Source organism: Agrobacterium larrymoorei (assembly GCF_030819275.1).
Lineage (GTDB): Bacteria > Pseudomonadota > Alphaproteobacteria > Rhizobiales > Rhizobiaceae > Agrobacterium > Agrobacterium larrymoorei_B.
On the sequence record NZ_JAUTBL010000002.1, the window covers coordinates 2,737,016 to 2,763,463 of the forward strand.

Genomic DNA, 26,448 nt, shown 5'->3' on the forward strand with positions numbered 1-26,448 from the left:
AGCCAAAGCTCAACGCCAATAACCGGCTGGCTTAAGACAAAATTTCCGCGATCGCGCTACAGACGTACTCTTGCAATAGGTACTCAAGCCCGAAGCAATCAAGCAGCCTAGGCCTTCGTCGGCATGTGCTCTCTTCGATAGATCACCACTTTCCCAGCAATAAGAATCTTGAGACAGTGGCTGGGAAATGTCATCGGAATGTTCCAGCAAATTGCCCTGTGCGATCGGTGGCGTCAGCCTTTGAGTGAGACTTGATTTGGCAACGATTATTCTGGCTGCCGGTCGCCGTTTCGGGCGATTTACTTTACTGTTTCTGATCGCGCTGCTGTCACTCATCATGAGCCTGTGCTTCTTTTTGTTAGATCAGCACGTCATTTGGCTTTTTGTTCTGATCGGCTTTGCCTTATGGACGGTAGACATCACGGTCGCTTTGTTGAAGGGCATATTCTTTGCAAATCTATCGAGCAAAAAGGTCAATGGGATCAGTCGAGCCGAAGCCCCTGGACTATGGTCCATGTGGGAAGCTGTTGCAGGAGCGGCCGTAGCCAGGAAAACCACGATTACACTGAGTGACGCGTTGAATGCCAGCATCAGGATGCATCGTGCTCTGCTTGGATTTCGCCAGCATTACCAGCTGAGTGTCGGCATTCCTTTGCTGGCAGTCACAGATAAAGAAGCGATGTTTGCCATTCTCATGCATGAGAATGGTCACGTGCTGAACGAGGATGTGAATGGAAAGCTCCGTCTGGCAGAACTCGAAGAAAGCCTCAACATCGTCTTCGACTTCGCTCCACCGGATAAATCAATCACCGGACACCTGCTCTACGCCTTATGGAAAAGACTCTCACCGTCATTTGCGCGTGAGAAGATGCGTCTGTCTCGAGACGCCGAGATCAAAGCCGACCTCGAAGCGGCAAAGGGTGGTCACGGCGAGGAGGCCGCTCGCGCCCTGCTTCTGGTCGATGCGTCCGCCATATTCCTGCAGCAAACATTTTATGAGTCGTTGCGGAAAGAAGGTGCGGGTACAGTGCCACCTGTCATTTCCCCCACGAAAAGCCTTTTGAACGCGGTGTCTATGCTCAATATGAGTGAGCTGTTGAACAGCTATGCGCGCCACGCATGGTCGATAGAGGTCGACGAACTGTCCTCTCATCCGTCCTGTGCTCAACGTCTTTCAGCGTTGGGCTATGCCGAACTTTTTCCAATAGAACCAGTGGCAAGGTCGGCACTTGCCCTCTTGGGAGACGATTTTGCCAAGCGAGTATTTGCTGAGCTGGATGAGTTATGGACAAACCCTGTGCCGAGCAAACTGCAATCGTGAGCGGACGCAGCGGATAAAGTAAAAGCTGCCAGTGGCAGCAGGACATGACCTGGATTCGAGGGTGATGTCAAAAAAGGGTGTCGCCACAGACCCCGTACCGGAAAGGCTCAAGACTGAGGCTGTCCTCGGGGCGACGACACCGGAAATTCAGTCGTCAGCCCCATGATTGGCAATCATCATCGCTTCGAACGCCAGGCGCTCGGTCTTGCGCATGCGCTCGGATTCCGACTTCAGCTGGCCGCAGGCTGCCAGAATATCGCGTCCACGCGGGGTGCGGATCGGTGAGGCGTAGCCCGCCTGGTTGATGAAGTCGGCGAACTTCTCGATCTGCGCCCAATCCGAGCACTGATAGTTGGTGCCGGGCCAGGGGTTGAAGGGGATAAGATTGATCTTGGCCGGAACGCCTTTGAGAAGCTGGATCAGCATCTTGGCATCTTCCAGACTGTCGTTGACGTCCTTCAGCATCACATATTCGAAGGTGATGCGGCGCGCATTCGACAGGCCCGGATAATTGCGGCAGGCTTCGATCAGTTCCTTCAGCGGATACTTCTTGTTGATCGGCACCAGCATGTCGCGCAGCTCGTCGCGCACGGCGTGCAGCGAGATCGCCAGCATCACGCCGATTTCGTCGCCGGTGCGGAAGATTTCCGGCACGACGCCGGAGGTGGAGAGCGTCACGCGGCGCTTGGAGAGCGACAGGCCGTCGCCGTCGGTGGCGATCAGGAGTGCGGTCTTCACATGCTCGAAATTATAGAGCGGCTCGCCCATGCCCATCATCACGATATTGGAGACCTTGCGGCCTTCGCTCGGCACATAGGCGCCGACCGGCGTCGAGCCATCCGGGAAATCGCCCAGACGATCGCGCGCCAGCAGAAGCTGCGAGAGAATTTCTTCCGCCGTCAGGTTGCGCACCAGGCGCTGCGTGCCGGTGTGGCAGAAGGAACAGGTGAGCGAACAGCCGACCTGGCTGGAGATGCACAGCGTCCCGCGGCCTTCTTCAGGAATATAGACGGTCTCGATTTCCACCGGGCGACCGGCACCACGTGGGGGAAAGCGCATCAACCACTTGCGCGTGCCGTCATTGGAGATCTGCTCTTCGACGATTTCCGGGCGCGCGATGGTGAACTTCGCCTTCAGCGTCTCGCGAAGCTCCTTGGCGACATTCGTCATGTTGTCGAAATCGGAGACGCCGCGCACATAGAGCCAGTTCCACAACTGGCTGACGCGCATCTTCACCTGTTTCTGCGGCACGCCGATTTCCATCAGCGCATCGGCCATCTCGTCGCGCGTCATGCCGATCAGCGACGGCTTGCCGGACATGAGGTCGCCATTGGGGACCAGAGGCGCCTTGACGGCAAGACCGGGTGTAGCTTCCAAAGTGGACATCGTCCTATCCCATCATCCAATGCACGAGCAAAACCGACCTGTCGAAACGGCGGAACGTCATCTGCATGTCGAGAAATCCAAAACTGCTGCGATCATCTTGGTGTCGCCAGCATTCGTGTTGGGCGCGCATCTAGCATCAAACCGGCAGAAACGCAAATGGCCGGTCAAGAGACCGGCCATCAGACTTGATCTTCGACGTTTGCTTACTTGCAGCTTTCGATCTGCTTCAGCGCGGCAGAGATGCCGGAGAGCGAATAGGAATAGGAGGTTGCCGTGCCACGACCCGACGTCGCCTTGACGGTCATGCTCTTACCAACCTTCATGGCGGCAACGAGTGCCGGCTCTTCAGCGGCATTCTCGACCCAGGCAGCCTTGTCCTTGGTGAACATGACGAAGTTCTTGTTGTCGATCGTCACATTGACCTTGGAGCCTTCCTTCAGAGGATAGCCAACCATAGCCTGCGGCTCATAGGAGATGTTCTGGCCGGGACGCTGCGACACGATGAAGAAGATATCGCCATGGTCGACGCTTGCCGGCTCCTTGGCGGTTGGAACAGACAGAACATAGCAAACGGTGCTTTTACCCGATTTGTACGAATAGGCACCCCAAGCGTTGAACTGCTGGATGCGCGTGGGCGACTGTGCAGAGGCAATGCTGACGCTGGTCAGCAAAATGGCGGCTGCGGTTGCTACACTTCTTACAAACATTGAATTTCCTGCCGGGTTTATTGTCTTCCAGTTGCCCGAACGGCTAGGCCGGGCCGGTGCTAGGTGAAGGCCGTCATCTTCATTTTGGCTAAGGAACGGTTACCAAACCGTCAACGCCATCATTAAAAGGTGAGAATTGTATCGCGGTGTTACAGTTCGGATACTCCCCGCGCCCCAAGAAACATGCCGCGCCAAGGCTGAAAACGCCTTGACAAAAACACATGCGTCAGAGGTCCTCAACGCATGCAAAACACGCTTCGAGCGACGCGAGTCAGCGCCACGCCAAAGGTATGACACGGCAATTCAGGCAAGAATTTGTCGGGATTTGGAAGCGCGTCTAACGGCCCATCACAGAGCCGTTATTCCCCGCGCATCTTTTCCAGCGCAACGTCGGCAGCGTCGTAATGCTCCATCTTGATGTGGGCACGGATCATAGCAAGCGCTGCAGTCAAAACGGCGATATCGTCCGTAAAGCCGATGACCGCCAGCATATCCGGCACGACATCGATCGGCATGATGAAGTAACCGAGCGCAGCAAGAAGAATGCCCTTGGCACGCAACGGCGTGGCGGGATCGACCGCGCAATAATAGGCGGCAGCGGCATCTCTGGCAAAAGGCACCTTGCTGACGACCCGCTTCATCTTCGGCCAGAACTTGGCGCGTACCGTCTGTTCGCGTTCCTTCTGCGTGTCGGGATCGCCGGGAAGCAGGATTTCACCGATCTTGACGTCATCCATTGTCTTAAGTTCCTGTGATCATCGCAAATAATATAGGCGAGCAAGACCACCGTTCAATTGCCGCGCCCGGCGGCCGCCTTTTCCATGGCCTTGGCCAGCAGGATATCACGCTCGGTAATTCCTTGGGAATCATGCGTGGTGAGACAGATATTCACCCGCGAATAGACGTTCGACCATTCCGGATGGTGATTGAGCTTCTCCGCCGCAAGCGCGCATTCAGCCATTAAACCGAAGGCTTCGGCGAAACTGGCAAACTTGTAGGCCTTGACGATTGCCAGGCCGTCTTCGCGCAAAGACCAGCCGTCCAGCGTCTCAAGCGCCGTTCGCACTGCGTCCGCTTCAAGTTTTGCATAGGTCATGACGATCCCTCCCCCTTATACACTGTTCCATGACGACTGAACGGACAGGCATGCGCTTTGGTTCATGCTTGACCGTCAGATCGTCACGCGAATGGGCGCTCGACCGGGACAATGGCCCAGCCGATACTTGATCAGGCATCATCGATGCGCGGATTTTAGAACAGGCTCTTTTCCGGAAGCAGTCCAGCGTCGGAATAGATGCCGGTCGAACGGCTTTCATAGAGCGGGAAGGCCTCTTCGACGATATAAGGCCCGCCACCGACCGATTCCTTCGAGGACATCAGAACGAAGCGCCCGACGGTGAAGGGTGACGTTCGGAAATCCCCGCGGCCCGAAAGATAATGGACCACATCGTCGAGCCTCGAATTGCGAAGCCGCGCCAGCGTCACATGGGGCGTGAACTTTCGCGGATCCGGCGGCAGACCGAGACGCTGGCAGATGCGCTCGATTTCTGCCTGGAGAGCGACCATTTCCGGGGAAGGAGAAACCCCGGCCCATAGGGAATGCGGCTTCTTCGATCCGAAGGAGCCCATGCCCGTCAGGTTGATCTGAAATTCCTCGCGATCGATGCGATCCAGCCGGTCGACCACCTCGTCAGCGGTGCGACCGTCTATATCCCCGATAAAGCGCAAGGTGATGTGATAATTCTCCACGTCAATCCACCGGGCTCCCGGCAGACCACCGCGCAACAATGAAAGGCTCATCGCCGCATTGCGCGGAATTTCGAGGGCGGTAAACAGTCTCGGCATGGCGAGCTCCCCGAATCTCTTGGCAGAACAAGTACAGCGAATCATGCAAAGCTTCGCTGCGCAAGTGCTTATTTTTTTTGCTCACTGATAGTCTTAACAAAGGCCTCGACGGCGGGCAGAGACTTCTCCACCATCACTGCCACGCCCTTGGCATTAGGATGCATTCTGTCTTCCAGTTGCAGGCTTTGGTCCAGCACAACACCATCCAGGAAGAACGGGTAGAGCGGCACTTTGTATTTCTGCGCCAGCCGCTCATAGATCGGGTTGAACGCCTTGCCGTAATCGCCACCCATATTCGGCGGCACGATGATGCCCATCAGGAGGACCGGGATCTTGCGCTTCTGGAACCCTTCGATAATGGCCGACAGGTTCTTCTCGGTGTCCGCCGGCGGAATGCCGCGCAGCGCATCGTTAGCGCCAAGCTCAAGGATCACGCCATCCGTCCCATCCGGCACGGACCATTCGGCGCGCGCCAGGCCTGCGGAGCTCGTGTCTCCCGAAACGCCGGCATTGGTGACGACCACATCGACACCCTTGGCCTTCAGCGCCGCTTCGAGCTGCGCAGCATAGCTTTCATTCGGCGCCAGTTGATAACCGGCCATGAGGCTGTCGCCGAAGCCGACGATCTGCAAGGGTTTGTCCTGAGCGTTGGCGACTGAGGAGGAAAGAAGCGCTCCACAGATGACGACGAAGTGAGCGGCAACGGCTTTAAAATTCATTCCAGCCTTCCTAATTTGTGAAGCCGGCAAGGCTTCTGCACTCTTGATCATATAGGAACGCAAAAACGTGGCGAAAAGCACCATCGAGTTGAAGAAGGCGGACCTCACCCTTGGCAATGCCGCCGCCTCCGTCCACGTTTTAAAGAGCATCGATCTCACCATTGAAGAAGGCGAAGCCGTCGGCATCGTCGGCACTTCCGGCTCTGGCAAGTCCACACTGCTGATGGTTCTGGCGGGTCTTGAAAGGCTCGATAGCGGCGAGATCACAATTGCGGGAACGCATCTCCACACGCTTGGAGAAGACGCGCTGGCCGATTTCCGCGGCAAGAATATCGGCATCGTCTTTCAGTCCTTTCACCTGATCGCCAATATGACGGCGCTTGAGAATGTTGCCGTTCCGCTTGAACTCGCCAATGTGCCGAATGCCTTCGAAATTGCGACGCGAGAACTCACCGCCGTCGGCCTCGGTCAGCGCCTCAACCACTATCCCGGCCAATTGTCCGGCGGTGAGCAGCAGCGCGTGGCGATTGCCAGAGCGCTCGCTCCATCGCCTGCCGTGCTGATCGCCGACGAGCCGACCGGCAATCTCGACACCGATACCGGCAAGCAGATTGCCGACCTGCTCTTCTCCAAGCAGGCCGAGCGCGGCATGACGATGATCCTCGTCACTCACGATCCGTCGCTCGCTGCCCGCTGTACCCGCCAGATCAAGGTCCGCTCCGGCCACATCGAAGGGGATAGCGCCAGCTCCACCGCCGCCAGACAGGCAGCAAGCGCATGATCCCTTCTGCCACCAACATTCGAAATGCGCTGAGACTGGCACGCCGGGAAATCCGCGGCGGGTTCGGCGGCTTCTACATCTTCCTCGCCTGCATCGCGCTCGGCACCGGGGCGATTGCTGCCGTCAACTCGGTCTCGCGCGCGGTGACCAGCGCCATTGCCGATGAGGGCCAGTCGATCCTCGCGGGCGACGTGCGCTTCGAACTCAGAAACCGCGAAGCGACCGCTGAAGAGCGTGCTTACATCGACAGTCTCGGCGACGTCGCCGTTTCCGACGGACTGCGCTCCATGGCCCGGCTGGAGGACGGCTCACAGCAGACATTGACCGAGGTGAAAGCCGTCGATGGCGCTTATCCGCTCTACGGTGATTTTGTCGCCGAACCGGCGCGACCCCTTCCCGAGCTTTTGGCAAGGCAAGGCGAAAGCTTTGGCGCGGTCGCGGCCCCCATGCTGCTTGAGCGTCTCAGCATCAAGATTGGCGACGAACTGCTTCTTGGCAATGCAAGGCTGAAACTGACGGGGACTATCGTCACCGAGCCGGACACGCTGTCTGACGGTTTCGGCTTTGCGCCCCGCCTGCTCATCAGCCGCGACGCATTGGTCGCCTCCGGCCTGATCCAGACGGGGAGCCTGATTGAGCACACCTATAAGGTTCGCCTAACCGACCCCGCCAAGCGTGCAACGATCATCGAAACGACCAACAAGCAGTTTCCGAACGCTGGCTGGTCCATTCGCACCAGCGATCGTGCCGCGCCGCAGCTCACCGAAAACGTCAACCGCTTCTCGCAATTCCTGACGCTGGTTGGCTTGACCGCGCTGATCGTCGGCGGCGTCGGTGTCGCCAATGCCGTCCGCGCCTTTCTCGATTCCAAGCGCACCACCATCGCCTCGCTGAAATGCCTTGGCGCACCGGCAAGCGTGGTGACGATGACCTATCTCTTCCAGATTGGCTTCATTGCCTGCGTCGGCATTTTGATCGGACTGGTGTTCGGCGCCGTTGCCCCGCTGATTGCCATGCGCTTTCTGGACGGCGTTCTGCCAATTCCGAAGGAGCTTGCCTTCTATCCCTCGGCCCTCTGGCTTGCCGCCGTCTTCGGCATGCTGACGACGCTTGCCTTCGCCATCGTGCCGCTCGGACAGGCCCGTGAAGTGCCGGCAACCGCGCTCTTCCGCGAACAGGGCTTCGACGAAGGACAGCTTCCTTCCTGGCCTTATCTCGCCGCAACCGCCATCCTTCTCGCAGTTCTCGCGGGCCTTGCGATTCTCACGGCGGATGATCGCTTCATCGCCTCGGTCTTTCTCGGCGCCATCGCCTTCGCCTTTGTCGTGCTCAGACTCGTCGCATGGGGTATCCGCGCCTTGGCAAGACGCAGCCCACGCGTTCATTCTGCAGCGCTTAGGCTGGCGATCGGCAATATTCACCGGCCCGGCGCGCTGACGCCCTCCGTCGTGCTGTCGCTCGGCCTTGGCCTCACGCTTCTGGTGACGCTGACGCTGATCGACGGCAATCTGCGCCGGGAGCTGACGTCGACGCTACCGGAGAAGGCACCGAACTTCTTCTTCGTCGACATCCAGGGCAGCGAGCGCGATGGCTTCCGCGACCTCGTCAAGCGCGAAGCACCGGAAGGCACGCTGACCGAAGTGCCCATGCTGCGCGGCCGTATCCTGGCGCTGAACGGTCAGGACGTCACCAAGATCGACGTGCCGCCATCCGGTCGGTGGGTTCTGCGTGGCGATCGCGGCATCACCTATTCGGAAGATTTGCCCGAAAATTCTAAGCTCACGGAGGGCACGTGGTGGGGCAAGGGTTACAGCGGCGAGCCGCTGGTCTCCTTCGCCGCCGAAGAGGCGCGCGAGCTTGGCCTCAAGATCGGCGATACGGTCACCGTTAACGTGCTTGGCCGCAGCATCACCGCCAGGATCGCCAACCTCCGCGATGTGCAATGGCAGTCGATGTCGATCAATTTCGTCATGGTCTTTTCGCCCAATACCTTCCGTGGCGCGCCGCATGCGTGGCTTGCAACACTCGCGGACCCGTCGGCGACGCCCGCCAAGGAGGGCGAGATCTTGCGCAGCGTCACCAATGCCTATCCGACGATCACCACCGTGCGCGTCAAGGATGCGCTCGATATTATCGATCGGCTGGTGGGCCAGCTCGCAACCGCCATCCGTGCGGCGGCAGCCGTGGCGCTGATTGCCTCCGTGCTTGTATTGGCCGGTGCGCTGGCGGCAGGCAACCGTGCCCGCACACGCGATGCGGTGATCCTGAAGACGCTGGGCGGCACCCGCTCCATGCTGATCCGCGCCTTCTCTTACGAATACATGATCCTCGGCGTTGCGACCGCCACCTTCGCGCTTCTGGCGGGCGGCGTCTCCGCATGGTTCGTGATTGCCCGCATCATGAAGCTGCCCTCCAGCTTCCTGCCCGATGTGGCGATCGGCACGCTTGTCGTTTCGCTGGTCATGACAGTGGGCATTGGCCTGATCGGCACATGGCGCATCCTTGGCCAGAAGGCTGCACCGGTCCTAAGGCAGGCAGGCGAATAATCCGCTGGCTGCATGTGAAAATCTAAAAAACGGAAAAGTTGTGCGCGATTTAACTTTTACGATTAATTCTTGGTAATGATGTCAGAAACGTTATCGCTTTTCGCGCATACGGTGTTTTTTCGCTGTTTTTGGCTCTTGTAACGACTGCGCCATCGCCTCATATTCTCTGGTAGGCTTGCTGTAGCTCCGCAGCGGCGCCTGGGGTAGTATCCGCATAACGGTCTTATCCCGACACCGTAGCAACTTCGGAGCTAAAAGAGGAAACAATGGCTGACTTTAACAACTACCAGAACCGTATGGCCCAGGGCCGTGCTCAGTCTGGTGCGATGATCGACGAAGGTCTTCGCTCCTACATGCTCAAGGTTTACAACCTTATGGCGCTCGCTATGGTGATCACCGGCGTCGCAGCTTTCGGTACGTACAACCTTGCTGTCTCCAATCCGGCCTTCGCGCAGCTGCTTTTCCAATCCCCGCTGCGTTGGGTGGTCATGCTTGCTCCGCTGGCGATGGTCTTCTTCCTTAGCTTCCGCATTCAGAAGATGAGCGTCGCCGCTGCACAGGGCACCTTCTGGGCCTATGCTGCTCTTATGGGCGTGTCGCTCTCCTCGATCTTCCTGGTCTTTACCGGCCAGAGCATCGTCCAGACGTTCTTTGTTACAGCAGCTTCGTTCGGCGCTCTGTCGCTTTACGGCTACACGACGAAGAAGGACCTGTCCGGTATGGGCTCGTTCCTGATCATGGGCCTGTTCGGTCTGATTATCGCGTCGATCGTCAACATCTTCCTGCAGTCTTCTGCACTGGGCTTCGCGGTCTCCGCGATTGGCGTCTTGGTCTTCGCAGGCCTGACCGCTTATGACACGCAGAAGATCAAGGAAATGTACTTCGAGGGTGATGACGTTCTGATGGCCGGTCGTAAGGCTATCATGGGCGCGCTGACACTCTACCTCGACTTCATCAACCTGTTCATGTTCCTTCTGCAGTTCATGGGGAACCGGAACAACTAAGGATCGCAATAGCGCTCAAACAGAAAGGCGGCCAGTGGCCGCCTTTTTCATGTCCGCATATTCGACCTATCAATCGATCAGCTTGAGCGCTTTATCGAACACCTTCAGCACCTGCGGCAACTCATGCCCGCGCTTGAGAATGCGGCCATCGGTATTGATAACGCAGTAAGCGCCCTGCTTGGCGGCAAGCTTGGGGTTCTTCTCGATCCTGAAGAGTGGCATTTCGCCGGAACGCTTGAAGACGGAGAAGACTGCCTTTTCCTTCATGTGGTCGATGGCGTAGTCGCGCCATTCCCCCTCGCCCACCATCCGACCGTAGACGCGCAGAATGGCGTCCAGTTCCCGGCGGTGGAAGGTCACGGGCAAGGGGTCCTTCGCTCGCTTGTATTCCCGAAGATCAACGACGGTGGAGCCTTCCCGGGTCTGGGAAGTCGCGTATTGCAAATCCGGCTGATCGGCCATCCGGCACCTCGCTCGACTGCTTATGACATCTCTACGACAGTCTGTCTCTGCCTTGGTGAAATTGCAAGCCCGCAAAGTGAGCGCGTAAAGGGCAGCTTTTCCAGTAACCAATGAGGCGGACGGAACGGGCGCAAATGCCCAATTTCGAACAAATCATGGCCCGAATTCGATGAAATAGTCCGATCGTCAATTGATGCCTAGGCACCAAGATGACCCGGTCCGGTGCATTGACCCTTTACCCCCAGCCCCCAATGCCCGGGCCGGATCTCCCCTAGCGGGATCCCCAATTTCTTTTATCCCTCAGACTGCATCAATACATTCGCGCCGACGATGGCCGATGGATTGCCCGCTGCATCCATCTGTTGCAGCAGCACAGCGCAGCCGCCGGATTTCGCTTTGCTCATGACACTTGCTGGCAGCTTCACGGTCATGGCCTTGCCATCCCACATGCCGACCGTCTGTACATCATAGACGCTGTGCCAGTAGGAGATGGTCTTGCCCTGGTTCTCACCCTTCTGCACGTCGACGACCTGCTCGCGGTTGAAATAGGCAACGACGACCTCGGCCTTGCCCTGACCAGCACCAATATCGATCTCGATCTCATCGCCGACGCGCTCGGTGCTGATCGGCACGTTCAAGCCCTCGCCAGCCTTGTTGAAATCGTCCAGGCGGCGGTAGATCGTCTGAATATCCGCACCCTTCACATGGTCACGACCATTCACCACGGCCTGCGGCGTGTAGACATTGTTGCGTCCCAGCGCACGGGCATAGCCATATTGCCGCTCGGTATTTTCCTTCGAGGCCAGCGAATCCGTCCAGCCGAGATAATTCCAGTAGTCCACATGGTAGGAGAGACCGATCACATCGCCATTTTGAATGAGCTTGCGCAGATTGGCATCCGCCGGAGGGCAGGAGGCGCAGCCCTGCGAGGTAAAGAGCTCGACCACGCCTTTCAGCCCGTCCTGGGCATAGGCCGCACCTGCAGAAAACCCACCGAACAGGCAAAGAGAAACGCCGACGCTGCGAAGCCCGTTTCTGAAAATGCCGCTTCGCTGCGGGTCAATTGTATTCGGCATAGTGTGAACCCTTGTCTGAAGGCCGGTCCGAACCATTGATGCAATCAATTTGGGTGTGGTGGCAAGGCGGAAAATAGCCTCGAACTCCGTTCAAGAGGAAGTCACGATGGGGTGAGCTTCGCAGCCTTCGTGTGAGGGGAACAAGAGAGTGATGGAGACCGATGCTCCGTCCCGTCCTCCGACCCATCAGGCTCCCGGAAGATGCCACCCCGAAAGCCACAAAAAAACGCCGGGATCGCTCCCGGCGTTTCGAACTCTTTGACAGAAGGATCAGGCTGCCAGATCGCGAAGAACGGTCTGCAGAATGCCGCCATTGTCCATGTAGGTCACTTCGTCCAGCGTATCGATGCGGCAAAGCAGCGGGATTTCCTTCACTGTGCCGTCCGAGTAGGTGATCTTGGCGATCTTGGTTTCACGCGGCTTGATCTCGCCTTCCAGGCCTTCGATGGTGACGGTTTCGTCGCCCTTCAGACCCAGGCTTGCCCAGGTCGTGCCTTCCTGGAAGGTGAAGGGAACGACGCCCATGCCGACCAGGTTGGAGCGGTGAATACGCTCGAAGGACTGCGCGATGACGGCCTTGACGCCGAGCAGGTTGGTGCCCTTTGCCGCCCAGTCACGCGAAGAACCGTTGCCGTATTCGACGCCAGCGAAGATGACGAGCGGAACGCCCTCGTCCTTGTACTTCATCGCAGCATCGTAAATCGACATCTCTTCCTTGGACGGATAGTGGATGGTGTAGCCACCTTCCTTACCGTTCGGCCCAAGCATGTGGTTACGAATGCGGATGTTGGCAAACGTGCCGCGCATCATCACTTCGTGGTTACCACGGCGCGTGCCGTACTGGTTGAAGTCGGCAACCGCCACACCGTTTTCGGTGAGGTAGGCACCGGCAGGAGACGCTGCCTTGATCGAACCGGCCGGAGAAATGTGGTCGGTGGTGATCTTGTCGCCGAAGAGACCGAGAACGCGAGCGCCCTTGATGTCCTTGAGGCCCGTGCCCTTCTTGCCCATGCCGACGAAGTAAGGCGGGTTCTGGACGTAGGTCGAGTTGTCGTCCCAGGCATAGGTCTGGCCATCGGGAACCTGTACCGACTGCCAGTTTTCGTCGCCCTTGAACACGTCCGCATACTTGGTTTCGAACAGTTCGCGCGTGACGTATTTCTGGATGAATTCCTGGACTTCCGCAGAGGTCGGCCAGATATCCTTCAGATAAACCGGGTTGCCGTTCTGGTCTTCACCGAGCGGCTCGGTCGTCAGGTCCTTCTGCACCGTGCCGGCCAGCGCATAAGCGACGACGAGTGGCGGAGAAGCGAGGTAGTTCGCCTGAACGTCCGGCGAGATACGGCCTTCGAAGTTACGGTTACCGGAAAGAACGCCAGCGGTGATCAGACCCTTATCGTTGATGGTCTTGGAGATCGGTGCAGGCAGCGGACCGGAGTTGCCGATGCAGGTCGTGCAGCCGAAGCCGACGAGGTTGAAGCCGAGCGCGTCGAGCTCCTTCTGCAGGCCAGCCTTTTCGAGATATTCCGCCACGACCTGGCTTCCAGGTGCAAGCGACGTCTTCACCCACGGCTTGGACTTCAGACCCTTGGCAACGGCGTTGCGGGCCAGAAGGCCGGCAGCGATCAAGACCGACGGGTTGGAGGTGTTGGTGCACGACGTGATGGCGGCAATGGCCACATCGCCATGGCCGAGATCGTAGCTTTCGCCTTCGACCGCGTAACGGGTGTGGAGCTGACCTGGCTTCTTGTAGTCGTTTTCGAGAGCCGTTGCGAAGTTGGGTGCAATGGTTTCGAGCGGCAAGCGGCCTTCCGGACGCTTCGGGCCAGCCATGGATGGCACGACGTCGCCGAGGTCGAGTTCCAGCGTGTCGGTGAAGACCAGCTGCGAACCGTCATTGTCGCGCCACATGCCTTGCGCCTTGGAGTAGGCTTCGACGAGGGCGATACGATCCTTCGCACGGCCGGACATGTCGAGGTAGCCGACGGTTGCCGTATCGACCGGGAAGAAGCCGCAGGTCGCGCCATATTCCGGGCCCATGTTGCCGATGGTCGCACGGTCTGCAACCGGCAGCGTGTCGAGGCCAGGTCCGAAGAATTCGACGAACTTGGAAACGACGCCCTTCTTGCGCAGCATCTGCACGACGGTCAGAACGAGGTCGGTCGCTGTGACACCTTCTCTCAGCGTGCCCGTCAGCTTGAAGCCGATGACTTCCGGCAGAAGCATGGAAACCGGCTGACCGAGCATAGCCGCTTCGGCTTCGATACCGCCAACGCCCCAGCCCAGAACGCCAAGACCGTTGATCATGGTCGTGTGGCTGTCGGTACCGACGCAGGTATCCGGATAAGCGATCGTCTCGCCGTCCTCCTCCTTCGTCCAGACGGTCTGGCCGAGATATTCGAAATTCACCTGGTGACAGATGCCGGTGCCCGGAGGAACGACGCGGAAGTTCTTGAACGCCTGCTGGCCCCACTTGAGGAAGCGGTAGCGCTCGCCGTTGCGCTCATATTCCAGCTCAACGTTGCGGGCAAAGGCATTCGGGTTGCCGAATTCGTCGACGATGACCGAGTGGTCGATGACGAGGTCGACAGGCACGAGCGGGTTGATCTTCTCAGGATCGCCGCCGAGCGCCTTGATGCCATCACGCATGGCTGCAAGGTCGACGACAGCGGGAACGCCGGTGAAGTCCTGCATCAGAACGCGGGCGGGACGGTAAGCGATTTCCGCTTCCTTCAGGCCCTTGTTGCTCAGCCACTCGGCAACAGCCTCGATATCGGACTTGCGGACCGAACGGCCGTCTTCGTTGCGCAGCAGGTTCTCAAGCAGAACCTTCATCGAATAGGGGAGATTGGCAACGCCTTTGAGGCCGTTCGCTTCCGCTTTCGGCAGGCTGTAATAGACATAATCCTTACCGTCGACGGTAAGAACGGAACGACAATTGAAACTGTCGAGAGATTTGGCCACGGTTATTAAACCCCGCTCATTCTGATAGCCAACACGCGCGTGCGGACACCTATGCACTATCATGCACATCAGGATGCGGGTACGACCATTTCCGCTGTCCGCACGAGAAAATTGCTTTTGCAACGTTCAGGTCCGGCGCTAGGTGATGTTCACGCCGGCCGCTGGCGTGGTTGAGACCCATATAGATAATTTCACCAAAACGTGCCAGACCAACGAACGGCTAATTTCGATTTTTTTTGATCGAGATGATTAAAATCTTAAACGAGGCGGAGCAGTGCATCTGACAGCGGAAAATCTTGGCGTCAGACGAGGCGAAGATTTCATATTCATGAACGTTTATCTCCAGTTAACGGATGGTGACGCTCTCGTTCTCACTGGCCCCAACGGATCGGGCAAATCCACGCTTCTGCGCGTCCTTGCAGGGCTCCTGCCTGCCGAGACCGGCACCATAAAGATAGCCGGCGAAGGAATAGAAAAGGGCACCCGTCCAGCTGAAGTCAGCCACTATCTCGGCCACCGCAACGCCATGAAGCAGGAACTGACGGTTTACGAGAACCTGTCCTTCTGGAAGCGTTTTCTCGGTGACTTCAATGGCACCTCCTCTGCCTCGATCGAAGAAGCCGCCGAGATCGTCGGCCTTGCCGGAATCACCCATTTGCCCTTCGGATATCTTTCCGCCGGTCAGCAGCGGCGATTCGCCATGGCGAAGCTGCTTGTGGCGTGGAAACCGATCTGGATCCTGGACGAGCCGACGGCGGCGCTGGATGCGGAAGCGGACCGGATGTTTACCGGATTGGTAAAGACGCATCTTGCCAAGGGGGGAATGGTGATTGCCGCAACCCACCAGCCACTGGGACTGGAGGAGGCGCAGGCGTTGCGCATGACGGGGTTTGCTTGGGTGGAGGAGGTTTATTGATGGGCTTCCTCGAGTGTGCTGCGCTTACCCCCCTCTGCCCTGCCGGGCATCTCCCCCTCAAGGGGGGAGATCGGCAAGAGGCGAGCTCTCCACTCCATCTTCAAGAGTTGAGATTGGCGAGACGCTGCCGCGATTCGATCTCCCCCCTTGGGGGGGAGATGCCCGGCAGGGCAGAGGGGGGTCCGCAACAAAAGCCCCAGCGCAGACTTTCCAAAAGAGGGAGCACGCCACGGTGACCGCCCTCTTCCTGCGCGATCTCAAACTCTCCATCCGCGCGGGTGGTGGCGCGCTGATCGGCGTCCTCTTCTTCATGACTGTGGTCGCCGTCATCCCCTTCGGCGTCGGGCCGGATCTCAATCTCCTTTCCCGCATCGGTCCAGCCATCGTCTGGATCGGCGCGCTGCTCGCCGCACTTCTCGGTCTCGACCGTCTGTTCCAGGCAGAAAGAGATGACGGCTCTCTCGATCTGATCCTGATGCATGAAAACCCGCTGGTCCTGACAGTTCTGGTCAAGTGCCTGGCGCATTGGACAGCAACCGGCCTGCCGCTCGTCATCGCTTCGCCGCTTCTCGGCCTCTTCATGAATATGGGCGAAGTCGCCATCGGCGCCGTCATGCTGACGCTGCTCGTCGGCACACCCGCCCTCACCTTCATTGGCGCAGTCGGCGCAGCGGTCGCCGTTGCCCTGCCGCGCGGTGGTTTGCTGGTGTCGATCCTCGTTCTGCCGCTGGCCATTCCTGTGCTGATCTTCGGCGTCAGCGCGTCTTATGCAGCGGTGGAAGATCCTGCCCCCTTCATGCCGCCATTCCTGATCCTGATCGCCATCACGCTCTTTTCATCGGTGGTTGGACCGTTCTTCGCCGCTTTGGCATTGCGCAATTCCGCCGATTGATAAGGATCAATTGCCGCGGCTTCGTCGGCATTGTAAAAGGGCCTTGCCCGGGGCCAGAAAGATGCCATGACCAATACGAGCCTAGCCATCACCAAATTCAGCGATCTCGCCAATCCTACCCGGTTTCTGGCGCTGTCGTCGCGCCTGTTGCCATGGCTGGCGGGGCTATCCGCCCTTTGTCTGTTGACTGGCCTCTATCTCGCCTTCTCGACGGACGGCGATTATCAGCAGGGCAATACGGTGCGGATCATGTATGTGCATGTGCCCGCCGCCTGGCTTTCGATGATGTGCTATACCGTCATGGCGCTGTCGGCCATCGGCACGCTGGTCTGGCGCCATCCGCTCGCCGATGTCAGCCATAAATCCGCAGCGCCGATCGGTGCCGCCTTCACGTTGATCGCCCTGATCACCGGCTCGTTGTGGGGCAAGCCCATGTGGGGCACGTGGTGGGTGTGGGATGCGCGCCTGACCTCCGTCTTCATTCTGTTCCTGATGTATCTCGGCCTGATTGCCTTCAACAAGGCGATGGACGATCCGTCGAAGGCGGCGCGTGTCAGCGCGGTTCTGATCCTCGTCGGCTTCGTCAACATTCCGATCATAAAGTTTTCCGTCGAATGGTGGAATACGCTGCACCAGCCGGCAAGCGTGATGCGCATGGACGGCCCGGCCATCGATCCGGAATTTCTCTGGCCGCTGCTGACCATGGCTGTCGGCTTTACCCTGCTGTTCTTCACGCTTCATCTTGCCGCCATGCGCAACGAGATCCTGCGCCGGCGCATCGCAGCGCTACGGCGTCTTGCCGCGCGTGCCGCCGGAAGAGGAGCGTGACGCGATGACCCACGCCTTTTACATCGGCATGTCCTACGCCCTCACCGGCCTCATCGTCTTTGCCCTGACTGCCTGGGTCTGGCTTGATGGCCGCGCCCGCAAGCGCGAACTGAAGGAGCTGGAAGCACTCGGCATCCGCCGCCGCTCCCGCCCGACCAAAACCGAGGCACCCTCGATATGAGCGACAAACAAGCCTCTCCCCCGCCCGCTTCGCGCGGGCGATCGCGCTATATCTTGGCGCTTCTACCTTTGCTGGTCTTCGGCGGTTTTGCCGCGATCGCGGCCAAGATGCTCTATGAGCAGGACGTCAATGGCCTCGATGTCAGCGCCATTCCCTCGGCACTGATCGGCACCAAGGCGCCCTCCCTGGCACTGCCGCCGCTGGAGGGCTCTAATGTCCCGGCACTCACCGATGCGGCGATTGCCGGCAAGCTGACGCTGGTCAATGTCTTTGCCTCCTGGTGCGTGCCGTGCAGGCAGGAGCACCCGATGCTGAAGGAGCTGTCGAAGGACAAGCGGCTCAACATCGTCGGCATCAATTACAAGGACAAGACGGACAACGCCGTCCGCTTCCTGGGTGAACTCGGCAACCCCTATGCCGCCATCGGCGTCGATCCGAATGGCAGGGCCGCAATCGACTGGGGCGTCTATGGTATTCCGGAGACCTATCTCGTCGGCCCGGATGGCACGATCATCTACAAGAAAGTTGGCCCGATCGACGTGGCGACCTATGAGCGCGAATTGATCCCGGCCATCGAGAACGCCGCTGCCGGAGATTGATGGCAGCGGTGGTGGACCTCAGCTCGAAACGACCTTGAGGCTGGTCGCAGGCGTGGCACCCAGAACCGCGATTCCTTCTTGCATCACCTGATTGCGGCCCGCTTCCTTCGCCCTGTAGAGAAAGCCGTCCGCCCGCGAGATCGCGTCATGAATGGAGTGGTCGCCAAGCGCGATGGCGGACACGCCGAAGCTGCTGGTGATGTTGACCGGCAACGGCCCTGCCGACCAATTGCGAACGGCAAAGGCACTGCGCGCCATATTGGCCAGTATCGCAAGCTGCGAGGCCGGCAGATCTGGTACATAGGCGACGAATTCCTCCCCGCCAAAGCGCGCAATCTTGGCACTGGCAGGCAACGTTTCCTTCAGAAGTGACGCAAGTGCAATGATCACCCGATCGCCCGTCGCATGACCGAAGCGATCATTGACCGACTTGAAATGATCGATATCGCAGATCAGGACCGCGCCCACGGGTGGCGGCGTCAACCGGAAGTCCGGAGCGGAAAGATCGAAACCCCGCCGATTGAGAAGCCCGGTGAGCGGATCGTGGTCCGCGTCCAGCCTGTGCTGCTCGATAACCCCGGCGATCGCACTACCGAGCACCGAGAGCGCCATGAGGAAGCCGCAGACGCTGGCGGTGAATTGCGCCAGATAGGAGTAATCCGAGGCAAAATATGCGCCAACGCTTTCGGGTGAAGCGCCGCTTGTAAACCACAGGAATACCCCAACCCGCGTCAGTGTCTCCGCAACCACCAGCGAGACAGCGACCAGCAGAAGCTTGTCCATCAGGTTTCGTGTCTTGCGGCGAACGAGGAAAATGGATGGAGCCAGAAGGAGAGCAAGCCCCGTATCGGATGTCACGAGCTCGTTTCTGAGGTTTGGCTGAACCAGGATGAAGAAGCAGACGACAAGATAGGCCACTGTGGCAGCACCGAGCCGCACCCTCACATAGGTTGGCGCTCCGAACTGGACGAGAAGAGCGTGGCCATAAAGGACAAAGGCAGCAAGGAAGAGGAAATCGGCCAGCAACGCCCCGAAAAGATCAAAACCCTCTGGCAGAACCATCGGCAGGGCAAAACCGGCAGCACCCAGGATGTAACCAAGCCCCCAATAGCGCCCGGGGCGAAAGCCTATGGCCTGCAAGCCGAGGAAGACCACGCCGAAAGTGAACATGATGAAAGGCAGCAGATAGGCAAAATTATCCTGCAAGACGTCGGCCTTCGCGCATGGGAAGAGAGAGGCCTTTAGCTCTAACGGAGCTTTCTTAATAAAGCCCCCGCCTTCACGCAGAATCTTGGCCGATCAGGCGCCTGGAAGCGCGTTTTGCCATTCCTTGACGGCATCCACCGGCCAGACCAGCATCAGCACATTCAGGGTCAGATTGTCACGGATCAGCCAGCCGGTGAAGATCTCGAAGAAGATCGCAATCAGGATCGTCAGCCACACCGGCACACGGGCGGCGAAGAAGAAGCCGACGATCATGAACACCGTGTCCATCGCGGAATTCAAAATGCTGTCACCGCTATAGCCGAGCGCCATGGTGGCAGTGCGGTAGCGATCGATGATGATCGGCGAGTTTTCCAGGAGTTCCCAGGCCGCTTCAACCAGAACGGCAAGAGACAGCCGAAACGACAAGGGCTTGCTGCGGAAGAGAAGCCAGGCAAGTCCGTAGAACAGGAAGCCATGGATGATGTGGGACGGCGTGTACCAGTCGGCGATGTGCTGTGAGTTACCGGGCGTGTTCACCCCCGGCTCGAACAGCTTTACATAGCCGCATTCGCAAATCGGAACGCGGCCCATCATGTAGAGAATGACGATCTGCGCGAGCAGTAGCCCGACGGCCACCCAATACCATTTGATTGAAGACGAGCGGGAGGCCGGCACAGCCGTCGTGGTCATTTGTGGTCCTTGTTCAGCGGTTCGACGGAGTGGCGCATGACGAGCGGCATTTGCGCCATGGTGAAGATGATGGTGATCGGCATGGTGCCCCACACCTTGAAGGCAACCCATGTGTCAGTCGAGAAATTGCGCCAGACCACTTCATTCAGCACCGCCAGGAACAGGAAGAAGAGCCCCCAGCGCAGCGTCAGCTTGCGCCAGCCCTCATCCGTCAGCTTGAAGGCGGAGTTGAAGACGTAGCCGAGCAAGGACTGGCCGAAGCACAGCCCGCCCAGCAGAATGACGCCGAACAGCGTGTTGACGATGGTCGGCTTCATCTTGATGAAGGTATCGTTCTGCAAGTAGAGCGTCAGCGCGCCGAAGACGAGAACCACGAGGCCGGAAATCAGCGGCATCATCGGCAGGGTTCTGGTCAGGATCCAGGAGACGGTGAGCGCGAGTGCGGTGGCGATCATGAAGAGGCCCGTAGCGATGAAGATCGGACCGCCGAATTCATGCAGAACGGGCAGCTTTTCGGCCAGCCAGTCGCCCTTGGAGTTGGCGAAGAAGAAAACCACAAGCGGTCCAAGTTCCAAAACGAACTTCAGGAGTGGGCTGATTTCCCGCACCATTTTTTCGCTTTCGCGCTGATTGCTTTCCACATCCATACTCAAACTCCCGCAATCGCCTTGGCGAAATCTTCTGCTTCGAACGGCTCCAGATCGTCCACGCCTTCGCCCACGCCGATGAAATAGACCGGCAACTTATGCTTGGCAGCAATCGCAACGAGGATACCGCCGCGCGCCGTGCCATCCAACTTTGTCATAATCAGGCCCGAGACACCCGCAACGTTGCGGAAAATCTCAACCTGGTTCATCGCGTTCTGACCCGTCGTCGCATCCAGCGTCTGAAGAACGGTGTGCGGCGCCTCCGGATCGAGCTTGGCCAGCACGCGCACGATCTTTTCCAGCTCGGCCATCAGCTCTGTTTTGTTCTGCAGACGGCCCGCCGTATCGATGATCAGCACGTCACTCTTTTTTGCCCGCGCCTGTTCATAGGCATCATAGGCAAGCCCTGCGGCATCGGCGCCAAGCTTGGTGCCGAGGAAGTCCGATCCGGTGCGATCCGCCCAGATCTTCAACTGCTCGATGGCAGCCGCGCGGAATGTATCGCCCGCAGCCAACATCACCTTCAGGCCGGAGCCGGAGAGTTTTGCCGCAAGCTTGCCGATGGTGGTGGTCTTGCCAGTACCGTTGACACCGACCACCAGAATGACATGCGGCTTGTGCGACAGATCGAGTTCCAGCGGCTTGGCGACGGGCAACAGAACCTTGGTGATCTCGCTTGCCATGATCTTGGCGACATCCTCGCCGCTGACATCCTTGCCGTAGCGCTCCGATGATAGCGCGCCGGTAATACGCATGGCGGTCTCGACGCCGAGGTCGGACTGGATCAGCAGATCTTCCAGCTCATCCAGCGTGTCCTCATCGAGCTTGCGCTTGGTGAAGAGTGCCGAAATCTGGTTTGTCAGTTGTGAGGAGGTGCGCGCAAGACCAGCGCGCAGGCGCTGGAACCAGGTCAGCTTCAGTTCAGCTGCGGCCTCGACCGGCTCGACGCGATCGGCAGCCGACGCAAAGCCCTTTGGAAGAGCAGCCGGGACGGCAGGAGACAGGGCAGCGGGCGGAATGCCGCTGGCGGCCTCCGCTTCGTCCAGAATATCATCCAGCGCGTGCTCGTCGAGAGGCGCATCGGCAAGCGACGTGTCCCGCGCATCACCATTAACGCTCTCTTCAGCGGCTGCTTCGGCCTCCAGCAGGGAGAGCGGCACCATGCCGATATCGCCAACCAATTCAGGGCCTGGCAGAAGCGGCGCTTCCTCCTCATCCTGATCGTCGCCGAGATCAGAATCGGCAACGTTAGCCCCCTTCTCGACGTCGTCGGAAGCAGGTCCTGCGGCGGTTTCCATTTCTACATCGGGGACGGGGTCTTCGGCGGGCAGCGTGTGAGCTTCCGCCTCGTTCAACGCCTCTTCGAAGGCGCTACGCTCCTCCTGGCGAGAAACGGCCTCTTCGCTTTCCAGCTTATCCGTCTCGGCCTTGTCCTTGCCGAACGAAAAGACTTTTTTGATGAAGCCGAGGGCCATGACTGTTCCGTCTCTAGATTCTTCAGGCCGCCTGCGCCGCCAGATATTGCATATTCAAGTGCTTACCGTTGTGACCCGTAATGGCAACCCGCGCAAGAGTGCGGGGCGCAAGATCAGGTGCCGCCACCAGGGTAAAGTTATCGGTATGGGCAAAACCATTGTTCTCGACGAGAATCGTCTGCTCGCGTCCAACCATGGCGTCGAGATGCGCAAGGCGAAGCGCCTCTCCGCGGGCGCGCAGCTTTGCCGCCCGCTCCTTGACCAAAGCACGATCAAGCTGCGGCATCCTTGCCGCAGGCGTGCCGGGGCGCGGGCTATAGGGGAAGACATGCAGGCTGGAAATGCCGCACGCTTCCGCAAGTGTCGCGGCATTCTCCGCCATCTCTTCCGTCTCGGTCGGAAAGCCGGCGATCATATCCGCACCGAAAGCGATCTCCGGACGCAAAGCGCGCACCTCGCGACAGAACCGAATGGCGTCGTCGCGCAGATGTCGGCGCTTCATCCGCTTCAGGATCATGTCATCGCCATGCTGCAACGACAGATGCAGATGCGGCATGAAGCGCGGGTCATCGGCAATCAGGTCCATCAGGTGACGGTCCGCCTCGATGCTGTCGATGGAGGAAAGCCTGAGCCGCAGAATATCCGGCACCTGCTTCAGCAGCGTTTTCGCCAGATAACCGAGGGTTGGTTCGCCCGGCAGATCGGCGCCATAGCTTGTGGCATCCACGCCGGTCAGGACGATTTCGCGGTAACCGCTCTCGGTCAATTTGCGGGCCTGATCCACCACCGCACCCATCGGCACGGAACGGGAGTTACCGCGGCCATAGGGGATGATGCAGAAGGTGCAACGGTGATCGCAGCCATTCTGCACCTGAATGAAAGCGCGCACATGCCCGTCAATGTGCTTGACCATCTGCGGCGCGGTGGCCTTGACGCTCATGATGTCATTGACGCGCAGTTTCTCTTCCGCCGAGACGCCGAAATCCGGCAGTGCGCGGTAGGAATTGCTCTTCAGCTTCTCCTCATTGCCGAGCACGGCATCGACCTCGGGCATGGCGGCAAAGGTCTGCTTTTCCGTCTGGGCAGCGCAACCGGTGACGATGATGCGCGCATGCGGATTGTCGCGACGCGCCCGGCGGATGGCCTGACGTGCCTGGCGAACGGCTTCACCGGTCACAGCACAGGTATTGACCAACACCGCATTGTTGAGCCCCGCCTTTTCGGCCTCAGTCCGCATCACTTCCGATTCATAGGTATTGAGGCGGCAGCCGAAGGTTATGACCTCGACACCGCTCATAAGACGCTCTGCTTCTCGCCCGCCTCACGCGTCCCCACCTCTTGAGTCGCAAGGTCGCGCGTCCATGCGCCGGTGACGGGATCGACATGCCCGGCCCACTCCCATTCGGCAGGACCGGTCATGATGACGTGGTTATCCTCCCGCCATTCGATGGTCAGCGGAATGCGAACGGGGCTGGACGCCACATCGATCTCCACGCGGCGACCGGTGCGGCCAGTCCGTGCGCCTGAGACGGCGGCAGCGCAAGCGGCCGATCCGCAGGCAAGCGTCAGACCTGCACCGCGCTCGAAGGTGCGTGTACGAAGCCGGCTGTCGGAGATGACCTGCGCGAGCGTGATATTGGCCTTTTCCGGAAACATCGGATGGTTTTCCAGCAGCGGCCCGATGCGCTCGAGATCGAAGGTCATGGGATCGCGATCCACCCAGAAGATGGCATGCGGGTTCCCCATGGACATGACCGATGGCGAATGCAGCACCGGATCGTCGATGGGCCCGATCTGCAATTCGATGCGGCTGGTATCGTGAAACTCTTCCGAAAGCGGAATATCGCTCCAGCGGAAACGCGGCAGACCCATATCGACGGAAATCATCCCGTCCTCATGCTCGCTGGCATTGAGGATGCCGGCGACGGTCTGAAAGGTGAAGGCCTTCTTGCCGGTTTCTGACGCCAGCGCCTGCACCACGCAGCGTGTGCCATTGCCACAGGCCTGCGCCTTGGTACCATCGCAATTGAGAATGTCGATATAGGCGTCGGTTCCGGCAAGGCGCGGATCGTGGATCGCCATGATCTGGTCGAAGACCGTTTCAGCATCGGCGTTCAGCGCGATCGCCGCCTGCGGCGAGACCATGTCTTTGCGGCCGCGCATATCGACAACCAGGATCTTGTTGCCAAGCCCATTCATCTTCGCGAATTCGACCGTCTGTGTCATGTGCCTGACCTTGTCCGAGATGGGCGCGCGCAAGCGGCGCCTAATTCGCCTCTATATGGCGGAATTGCGGGGGAATTACCAGTCTGGGTGCGGGAAAACCAAGTGCGATTGGGCGTGGTACCACTCGCTCAGGGGCATGACCAGATGTCAGTTGGTGACCACGAGCCACCCCACCCTCTGCCGTCATCCTCGGCCTTGAGCCGAGGACCCACGATTTCGCTCCTCACATGTGCCATCTATCCTCGCCTCAAGGGCGAGGATGACGACGGAGAGGGCGAAGCTGTGTCAGCTCCCAAAGACCTTGGGAGCCTAAGCATCAAGCAGTGCTTACTGCCACTCACGCACATCGACGAAATGGCCAGCAACGGCTGCCGCCGCCGCCATGGCGGGCGAGACCAGATGCGTGCGGCTCTTGTAGCCCTGACGGCCTTCGAAGTTGCGGTTGGAGGTAGAGGCGCAACGCTCACCGGGTGCCAGACGGTCGTCATTCATCGCCAGGCACATGGAGCAGCCCGGCTCGCGCCATTCAAAACCAGCCTCGAGGAAGATCTTGTCCAGGCCTTCCTTCTCCGCCTGTTCCTTGACGAGACCCGAGCCTGGAACGATCATGGCCGAAACGGTCGGTGCGACCTTGCGGCCTTCGACGATCTTGGCGGCAGCGCGCAGATCCTCGATACGGCCATTGGTGCAGGAGCCGATAAAGACACGATCGATAGCAATATCGGTCATCTTGGTGCCGGGCTTGAGGCCCATATAGTCGAGCGCACGCCATTTGGAATTGCGCTTGTTCTCGTCGGCAATATCGTCCGGGTTCGGCACGATACCCTGCACCGAAACCACGTCTTCCGGAGACGAACCCCAGGAAACGATCGGCGGCAGGTTGGCGGCATCCAGAATAACGACCTTGTCGTAATGGGCACCCTCATCCGACTTCAACGTCTTCCAATAGGCAATGGCCTGTTCCAGCGTCTCGCCCTGCGGCGCACGCGGCTTGTCCTTGATGTACTCGAAGGTCGTTTCGTCCGGTGCGATCAGACCGGCGCGCGCGCCGCCTTCGATCGTCATGTTGCAGACGGTCATGCGACCTTCCATCGACAGCGAACGGATCGCCTCACCGGCAAATTCGATGACGTGGCCCGTGCCGCCAGCCGTGCCGATCTCACCGATGATGGCGAGAATGATGTCCTTTGCCGTGACACCGTCCGGAATCTTGCCATCCACACGCACCAGCATGTTCTTGGCCTTCTTCTGGATCAGCGTCTGAGTTGCCAGAACGTGCTCGACTTCGGACGTGCCGATACCATGGGCCAGCGCGCCGAAAGCGCCGTGGGTGGAGGTGTGGCTATCCCCGCAAACGATCGTCATGCCCGGCAGGGTGAAGCCCTGCTCCGGTCCGACGATGTGAACGATGCCCTGACGCTTGTCGCGCTCGGAATAATATTCGAGGCCGAACTCCTTGGCATTCTGCGCCAGCGCTTCCACCTGAATGCGGCTCTCTTCGTTCTTGATGCCTTCCAGACGGTCGGCGGTCGTGGGAACGTTATGGTCGACCACCGCGAGCGTGCGGGTAGGCGAATGAACCGGACGACCGGCCATGCGCAGGCCTTCGAAAGCCTGCGGCGACGTCACCTCGTGGACCAGGTGGCGGTCGATATAGAGAAGACAGGTTCCATCGGGATCGCGGTTGACGACGTGATCATCCCAGATTTTATCATACAGAGTACGCGGTGCGCTCATGGCTTTATCCATTCGAATGTCAAAAAGGAAATTGGGGGATGTGGAGTAAAGGCCGACAGCCTTTTCAGGCCATCAGGCGAACGTAAGTCGGCCGTTGAACGCGCCGGAAACACGCGCGAAAAATCGTGCCGGCAGACGCTTGTGATCCTGCAGCACGAAAATGTTTGGCGCGAGACATCCGAATTTCGATCCCATGCGTCTCTCATAGCAGATCGGCTTTTCAACAGCAACATGGCGCTT

Annotated in this window: 25 protein-coding genes; 9 read left to right on the forward strand and 16 right to left on the reverse strand. The window is 59.1% G+C overall.

The annotated features are described in order from the left end of the window. Nucleotides 1-256: 256 nt before the first annotated feature. Nucleotides 257-1,321 carry a M48 family metalloprotease gene (locus QE408_RS21835; RefSeq protein ID WP_306934557.1) on the forward strand — a complete coding sequence of 355 codons (1,065 nt, stop codon included), beginning with the start codon at nt 257-259 and terminating at the stop codon, nt 1,319-1,321. A gap of 147 nt (nt 1,322-1,468) precedes the next feature. On the opposite strand, the gene rlmN is transcribed toward QE408_RS21835, so the two are convergent. The 6 genes from rlmN to QE408_RS21865 form a co-directional block, all read right to left on the reverse strand. Then, on the reverse strand, nt 1,469-2,641 hold the full coding sequence (rlmN, locus tag QE408_RS21840) for a 23S rRNA (adenine(2503)-C(2))-methyltransferase RlmN (protein WP_306934924.1): 1,173 nt from the start codon (nt 2,639-2,641) through the stop codon (nt 1,469-1,471). Nucleotides 2,642-2,910: 269 nt separating this feature from the next. Beyond that, entirely contained in the window at nt 2,911-3,414 is a 504-nt protein-coding gene (locus QE408_RS21845; RefSeq protein WP_306934558.1) for an invasion associated locus B family protein, read from the reverse strand. A 359-nt stretch (nt 3,415-3,773) separates the two neighbouring features. Further along, nucleotides 3,774-4,151 carry a YkvA family protein gene (locus QE408_RS21850; RefSeq protein ID WP_306934559.1) on the reverse strand — a complete coding sequence of 126 codons (378 nt, stop codon included), beginning with the start codon at nt 4,149-4,151 and terminating at the stop codon, nt 3,774-3,776. 53 nt (nt 4,152-4,204) lie between these two features. After that, nucleotides 4,205-4,510 carry a 4a-hydroxytetrahydrobiopterin dehydratase gene (locus QE408_RS21855; RefSeq protein WP_306934560.1) on the reverse strand — a complete coding sequence of 102 codons (306 nt, stop codon included), beginning with the start codon at nt 4,508-4,510 and terminating at the stop codon, nt 4,205-4,207. Nucleotides 4,511-4,665: 155 nt separating this feature from the next. Then, nucleotides 4,666-5,259, reverse strand: coding sequence for an RNA 2',3'-cyclic phosphodiesterase (gene thpR, locus QE408_RS21860; protein ID WP_306934561.1), 594 nt, complete (start codon nt 5,257-5,259; stop codon nt 4,666-4,668). Nucleotides 5,260-5,327: 68 nt separating this feature from the next. Continuing rightward, a complete protein-coding gene (locus QE408_RS21865; protein WP_306934562.1) occupies nt 5,328-5,978 on the reverse strand; it encodes an arylesterase in 651 nt (216 codons plus the stop codon). A 67-nt stretch (nt 5,979-6,045) separates the two neighbouring features. On the opposite strand from QE408_RS21865, the gene QE408_RS21870 reads away from it, so the two are divergent. The 3 genes from QE408_RS21870 (at nt 6,046) to QE408_RS21880 (ending at nt 10,309) form a co-directional block, all read left to right on the forward strand. Next, nucleotides 6,046-6,759, forward strand: coding sequence for an ABC transporter ATP-binding protein (locus QE408_RS21870; RefSeq protein ID WP_306934563.1), 714 nt, complete (start codon nt 6,046-6,048; stop codon nt 6,757-6,759). Further along, nucleotides 6,756-9,305 carry an ABC transporter permease gene (locus QE408_RS21875; RefSeq protein WP_306934564.1) on the forward strand — a complete coding sequence of 850 codons (2,550 nt, stop codon included), beginning with the start codon at nt 6,756-6,758 and terminating at the stop codon, nt 9,303-9,305. The genes QE408_RS21870 and QE408_RS21875 overlap by 4 nt, the downstream gene beginning before the upstream one ends. A gap of 266 nt (nt 9,306-9,571) precedes the next feature. After that, a complete protein-coding gene (locus tag QE408_RS21880) occupies nt 9,572-10,309 on the forward strand; it encodes a Bax inhibitor-1/YccA family protein (RefSeq protein ID WP_306934565.1) in 738 nt (245 codons plus the stop codon). A gap of 69 nt (nt 10,310-10,378) precedes the next feature. Here QE408_RS21880 and QE408_RS21885 read toward each other — a convergent pair whose 3' ends face one another. The 3 genes from QE408_RS21885 to acnA all read right to left on the reverse strand — a co-directional run bounded on the left by QE408_RS21885 (nt 10,379) and on the right by acnA (nt 14,811). Next, entirely contained in the window at nt 10,379-10,771 is a 393-nt protein-coding gene (locus tag QE408_RS21885; RefSeq protein WP_062444399.1) for a DUF2794 domain-containing protein, read from the reverse strand. A gap of 293 nt (nt 10,772-11,064) precedes the next feature. Then, nucleotides 11,065-11,847 (reverse strand): DUF1223 domain-containing protein, encoded by a 783-nt coding sequence (locus QE408_RS21890; protein WP_306934566.1) that lies wholly within the window; start codon nt 11,845-11,847, stop codon nt 11,065-11,067. Between the two features lie 270 nt (nt 11,848-12,117). Further along, complete coding sequence (acnA, locus tag QE408_RS21895; protein ID WP_306934567.1) at nt 12,118-14,811, reverse strand: aconitate hydratase AcnA; 2,694 nt, start codon at nt 14,809-14,811, stop codon at nt 12,118-12,120. A 274-nt stretch (nt 14,812-15,085) separates the two neighbouring features. Here acnA and ccmA point away from each other — a divergent pair, with 274 nt between their 5' ends. From ccmA to QE408_RS21920, 5 genes are all read left to right on the forward strand, one after another. Continuing rightward, entirely contained in the window at nt 15,086-15,727 is a 642-nt protein-coding gene (gene ccmA, locus QE408_RS21900; protein WP_306934568.1) for a heme ABC exporter ATP-binding protein CcmA, read from the forward strand. 232 nt (nt 15,728-15,959) lie between these two features. Further along, nucleotides 15,960-16,619 carry a heme exporter protein CcmB gene (ccmB, locus tag QE408_RS21905; protein ID WP_130978523.1) on the forward strand — a complete coding sequence of 220 codons (660 nt, stop codon included), beginning with the start codon at nt 15,960-15,962 and terminating at the stop codon, nt 16,617-16,619. Between the two features lie 66 nt (nt 16,620-16,685). Further along, nucleotides 16,686-17,447 (forward strand): heme ABC transporter permease, encoded by a 762-nt coding sequence (locus QE408_RS21910; protein ID WP_306934569.1) that lies wholly within the window; start codon nt 16,686-16,688, stop codon nt 17,445-17,447. 4 nt (nt 17,448-17,451) lie between these two features. Continuing rightward, a complete protein-coding gene (gene ccmD / locus QE408_RS21915; RefSeq protein WP_306934570.1) occupies nt 17,452-17,628 on the forward strand; it encodes a heme exporter protein CcmD in 177 nt (58 codons plus the stop codon). After that, nucleotides 17,625-18,227: a DsbE family thiol:disulfide interchange protein gene (locus tag QE408_RS21920; RefSeq protein ID WP_306934571.1), complete on the forward strand. Its 603-nt coding sequence runs from the start codon at nt 17,625-17,627 to the stop codon at nt 18,225-18,227. Before ccmD ends, QE408_RS21920 begins: the two co-directional genes overlap by 4 nt. An 18-nt stretch (nt 18,228-18,245) precedes the next feature. Here QE408_RS21920 and QE408_RS21925 read toward each other — a convergent pair whose 3' ends face one another. The 7 genes from QE408_RS21925 to leuC form a co-directional block, all read right to left on the reverse strand. Further along, nucleotides 18,246-19,433, reverse strand: a complete 1,188-nt coding sequence (locus QE408_RS21925; RefSeq protein WP_306934572.1) for a GGDEF domain-containing protein — start codon at nt 19,431-19,433, stop codon at nt 18,246-18,248. 93 nt (nt 19,434-19,526) lie between these two features. Next, nucleotides 19,527-20,123 carry a DUF2585 domain-containing protein gene (locus QE408_RS21930; protein WP_306934573.1) on the reverse strand — a complete coding sequence of 199 codons (597 nt, stop codon included), beginning with the start codon at nt 20,121-20,123 and terminating at the stop codon, nt 19,527-19,529. Beyond that, on the reverse strand, nt 20,120-20,770 hold the full coding sequence (locus tag QE408_RS21935; protein WP_306934574.1) for a septation protein A: 651 nt from the start codon (nt 20,768-20,770) through the stop codon (nt 20,120-20,122). Before QE408_RS21935 ends, QE408_RS21930 begins: the two co-directional genes overlap by 4 nt. Nucleotides 20,771-20,772: 2 nt before the next feature. Further along, nucleotides 20,773-22,245, reverse strand: a complete 1,473-nt coding sequence (gene ftsY / locus QE408_RS21940) for a signal recognition particle-docking protein FtsY (RefSeq protein ID WP_306934575.1) — start codon at nt 22,243-22,245, stop codon at nt 20,773-20,775. A gap of 22 nt (nt 22,246-22,267) precedes the next feature. Continuing rightward, complete coding sequence (gene mtaB, locus QE408_RS21945; protein ID WP_306934576.1) at nt 22,268-23,542, reverse strand: tRNA (N(6)-L-threonylcarbamoyladenosine(37)-C(2))-methylthiotransferase MtaB; 1,275 nt, start codon at nt 23,540-23,542, stop codon at nt 22,268-22,270. Then, nucleotides 23,539-24,471 (reverse strand): diaminopimelate epimerase, encoded by a 933-nt coding sequence (dapF, locus tag QE408_RS21950; RefSeq protein WP_306934577.1) that lies wholly within the window; start codon nt 24,469-24,471, stop codon nt 23,539-23,541. Before dapF ends, mtaB begins: the two co-directional genes overlap by 4 nt. 327 nt (nt 24,472-24,798) lie before the next feature. Beyond that, complete coding sequence (gene leuC, locus QE408_RS21955) at nt 24,799-26,208, reverse strand: 3-isopropylmalate dehydratase large subunit (RefSeq protein ID WP_130978513.1); 1,410 nt, start codon at nt 26,206-26,208, stop codon at nt 24,799-24,801. Between the last annotated feature and the right edge of the window lie 240 nt (nt 26,209-26,448).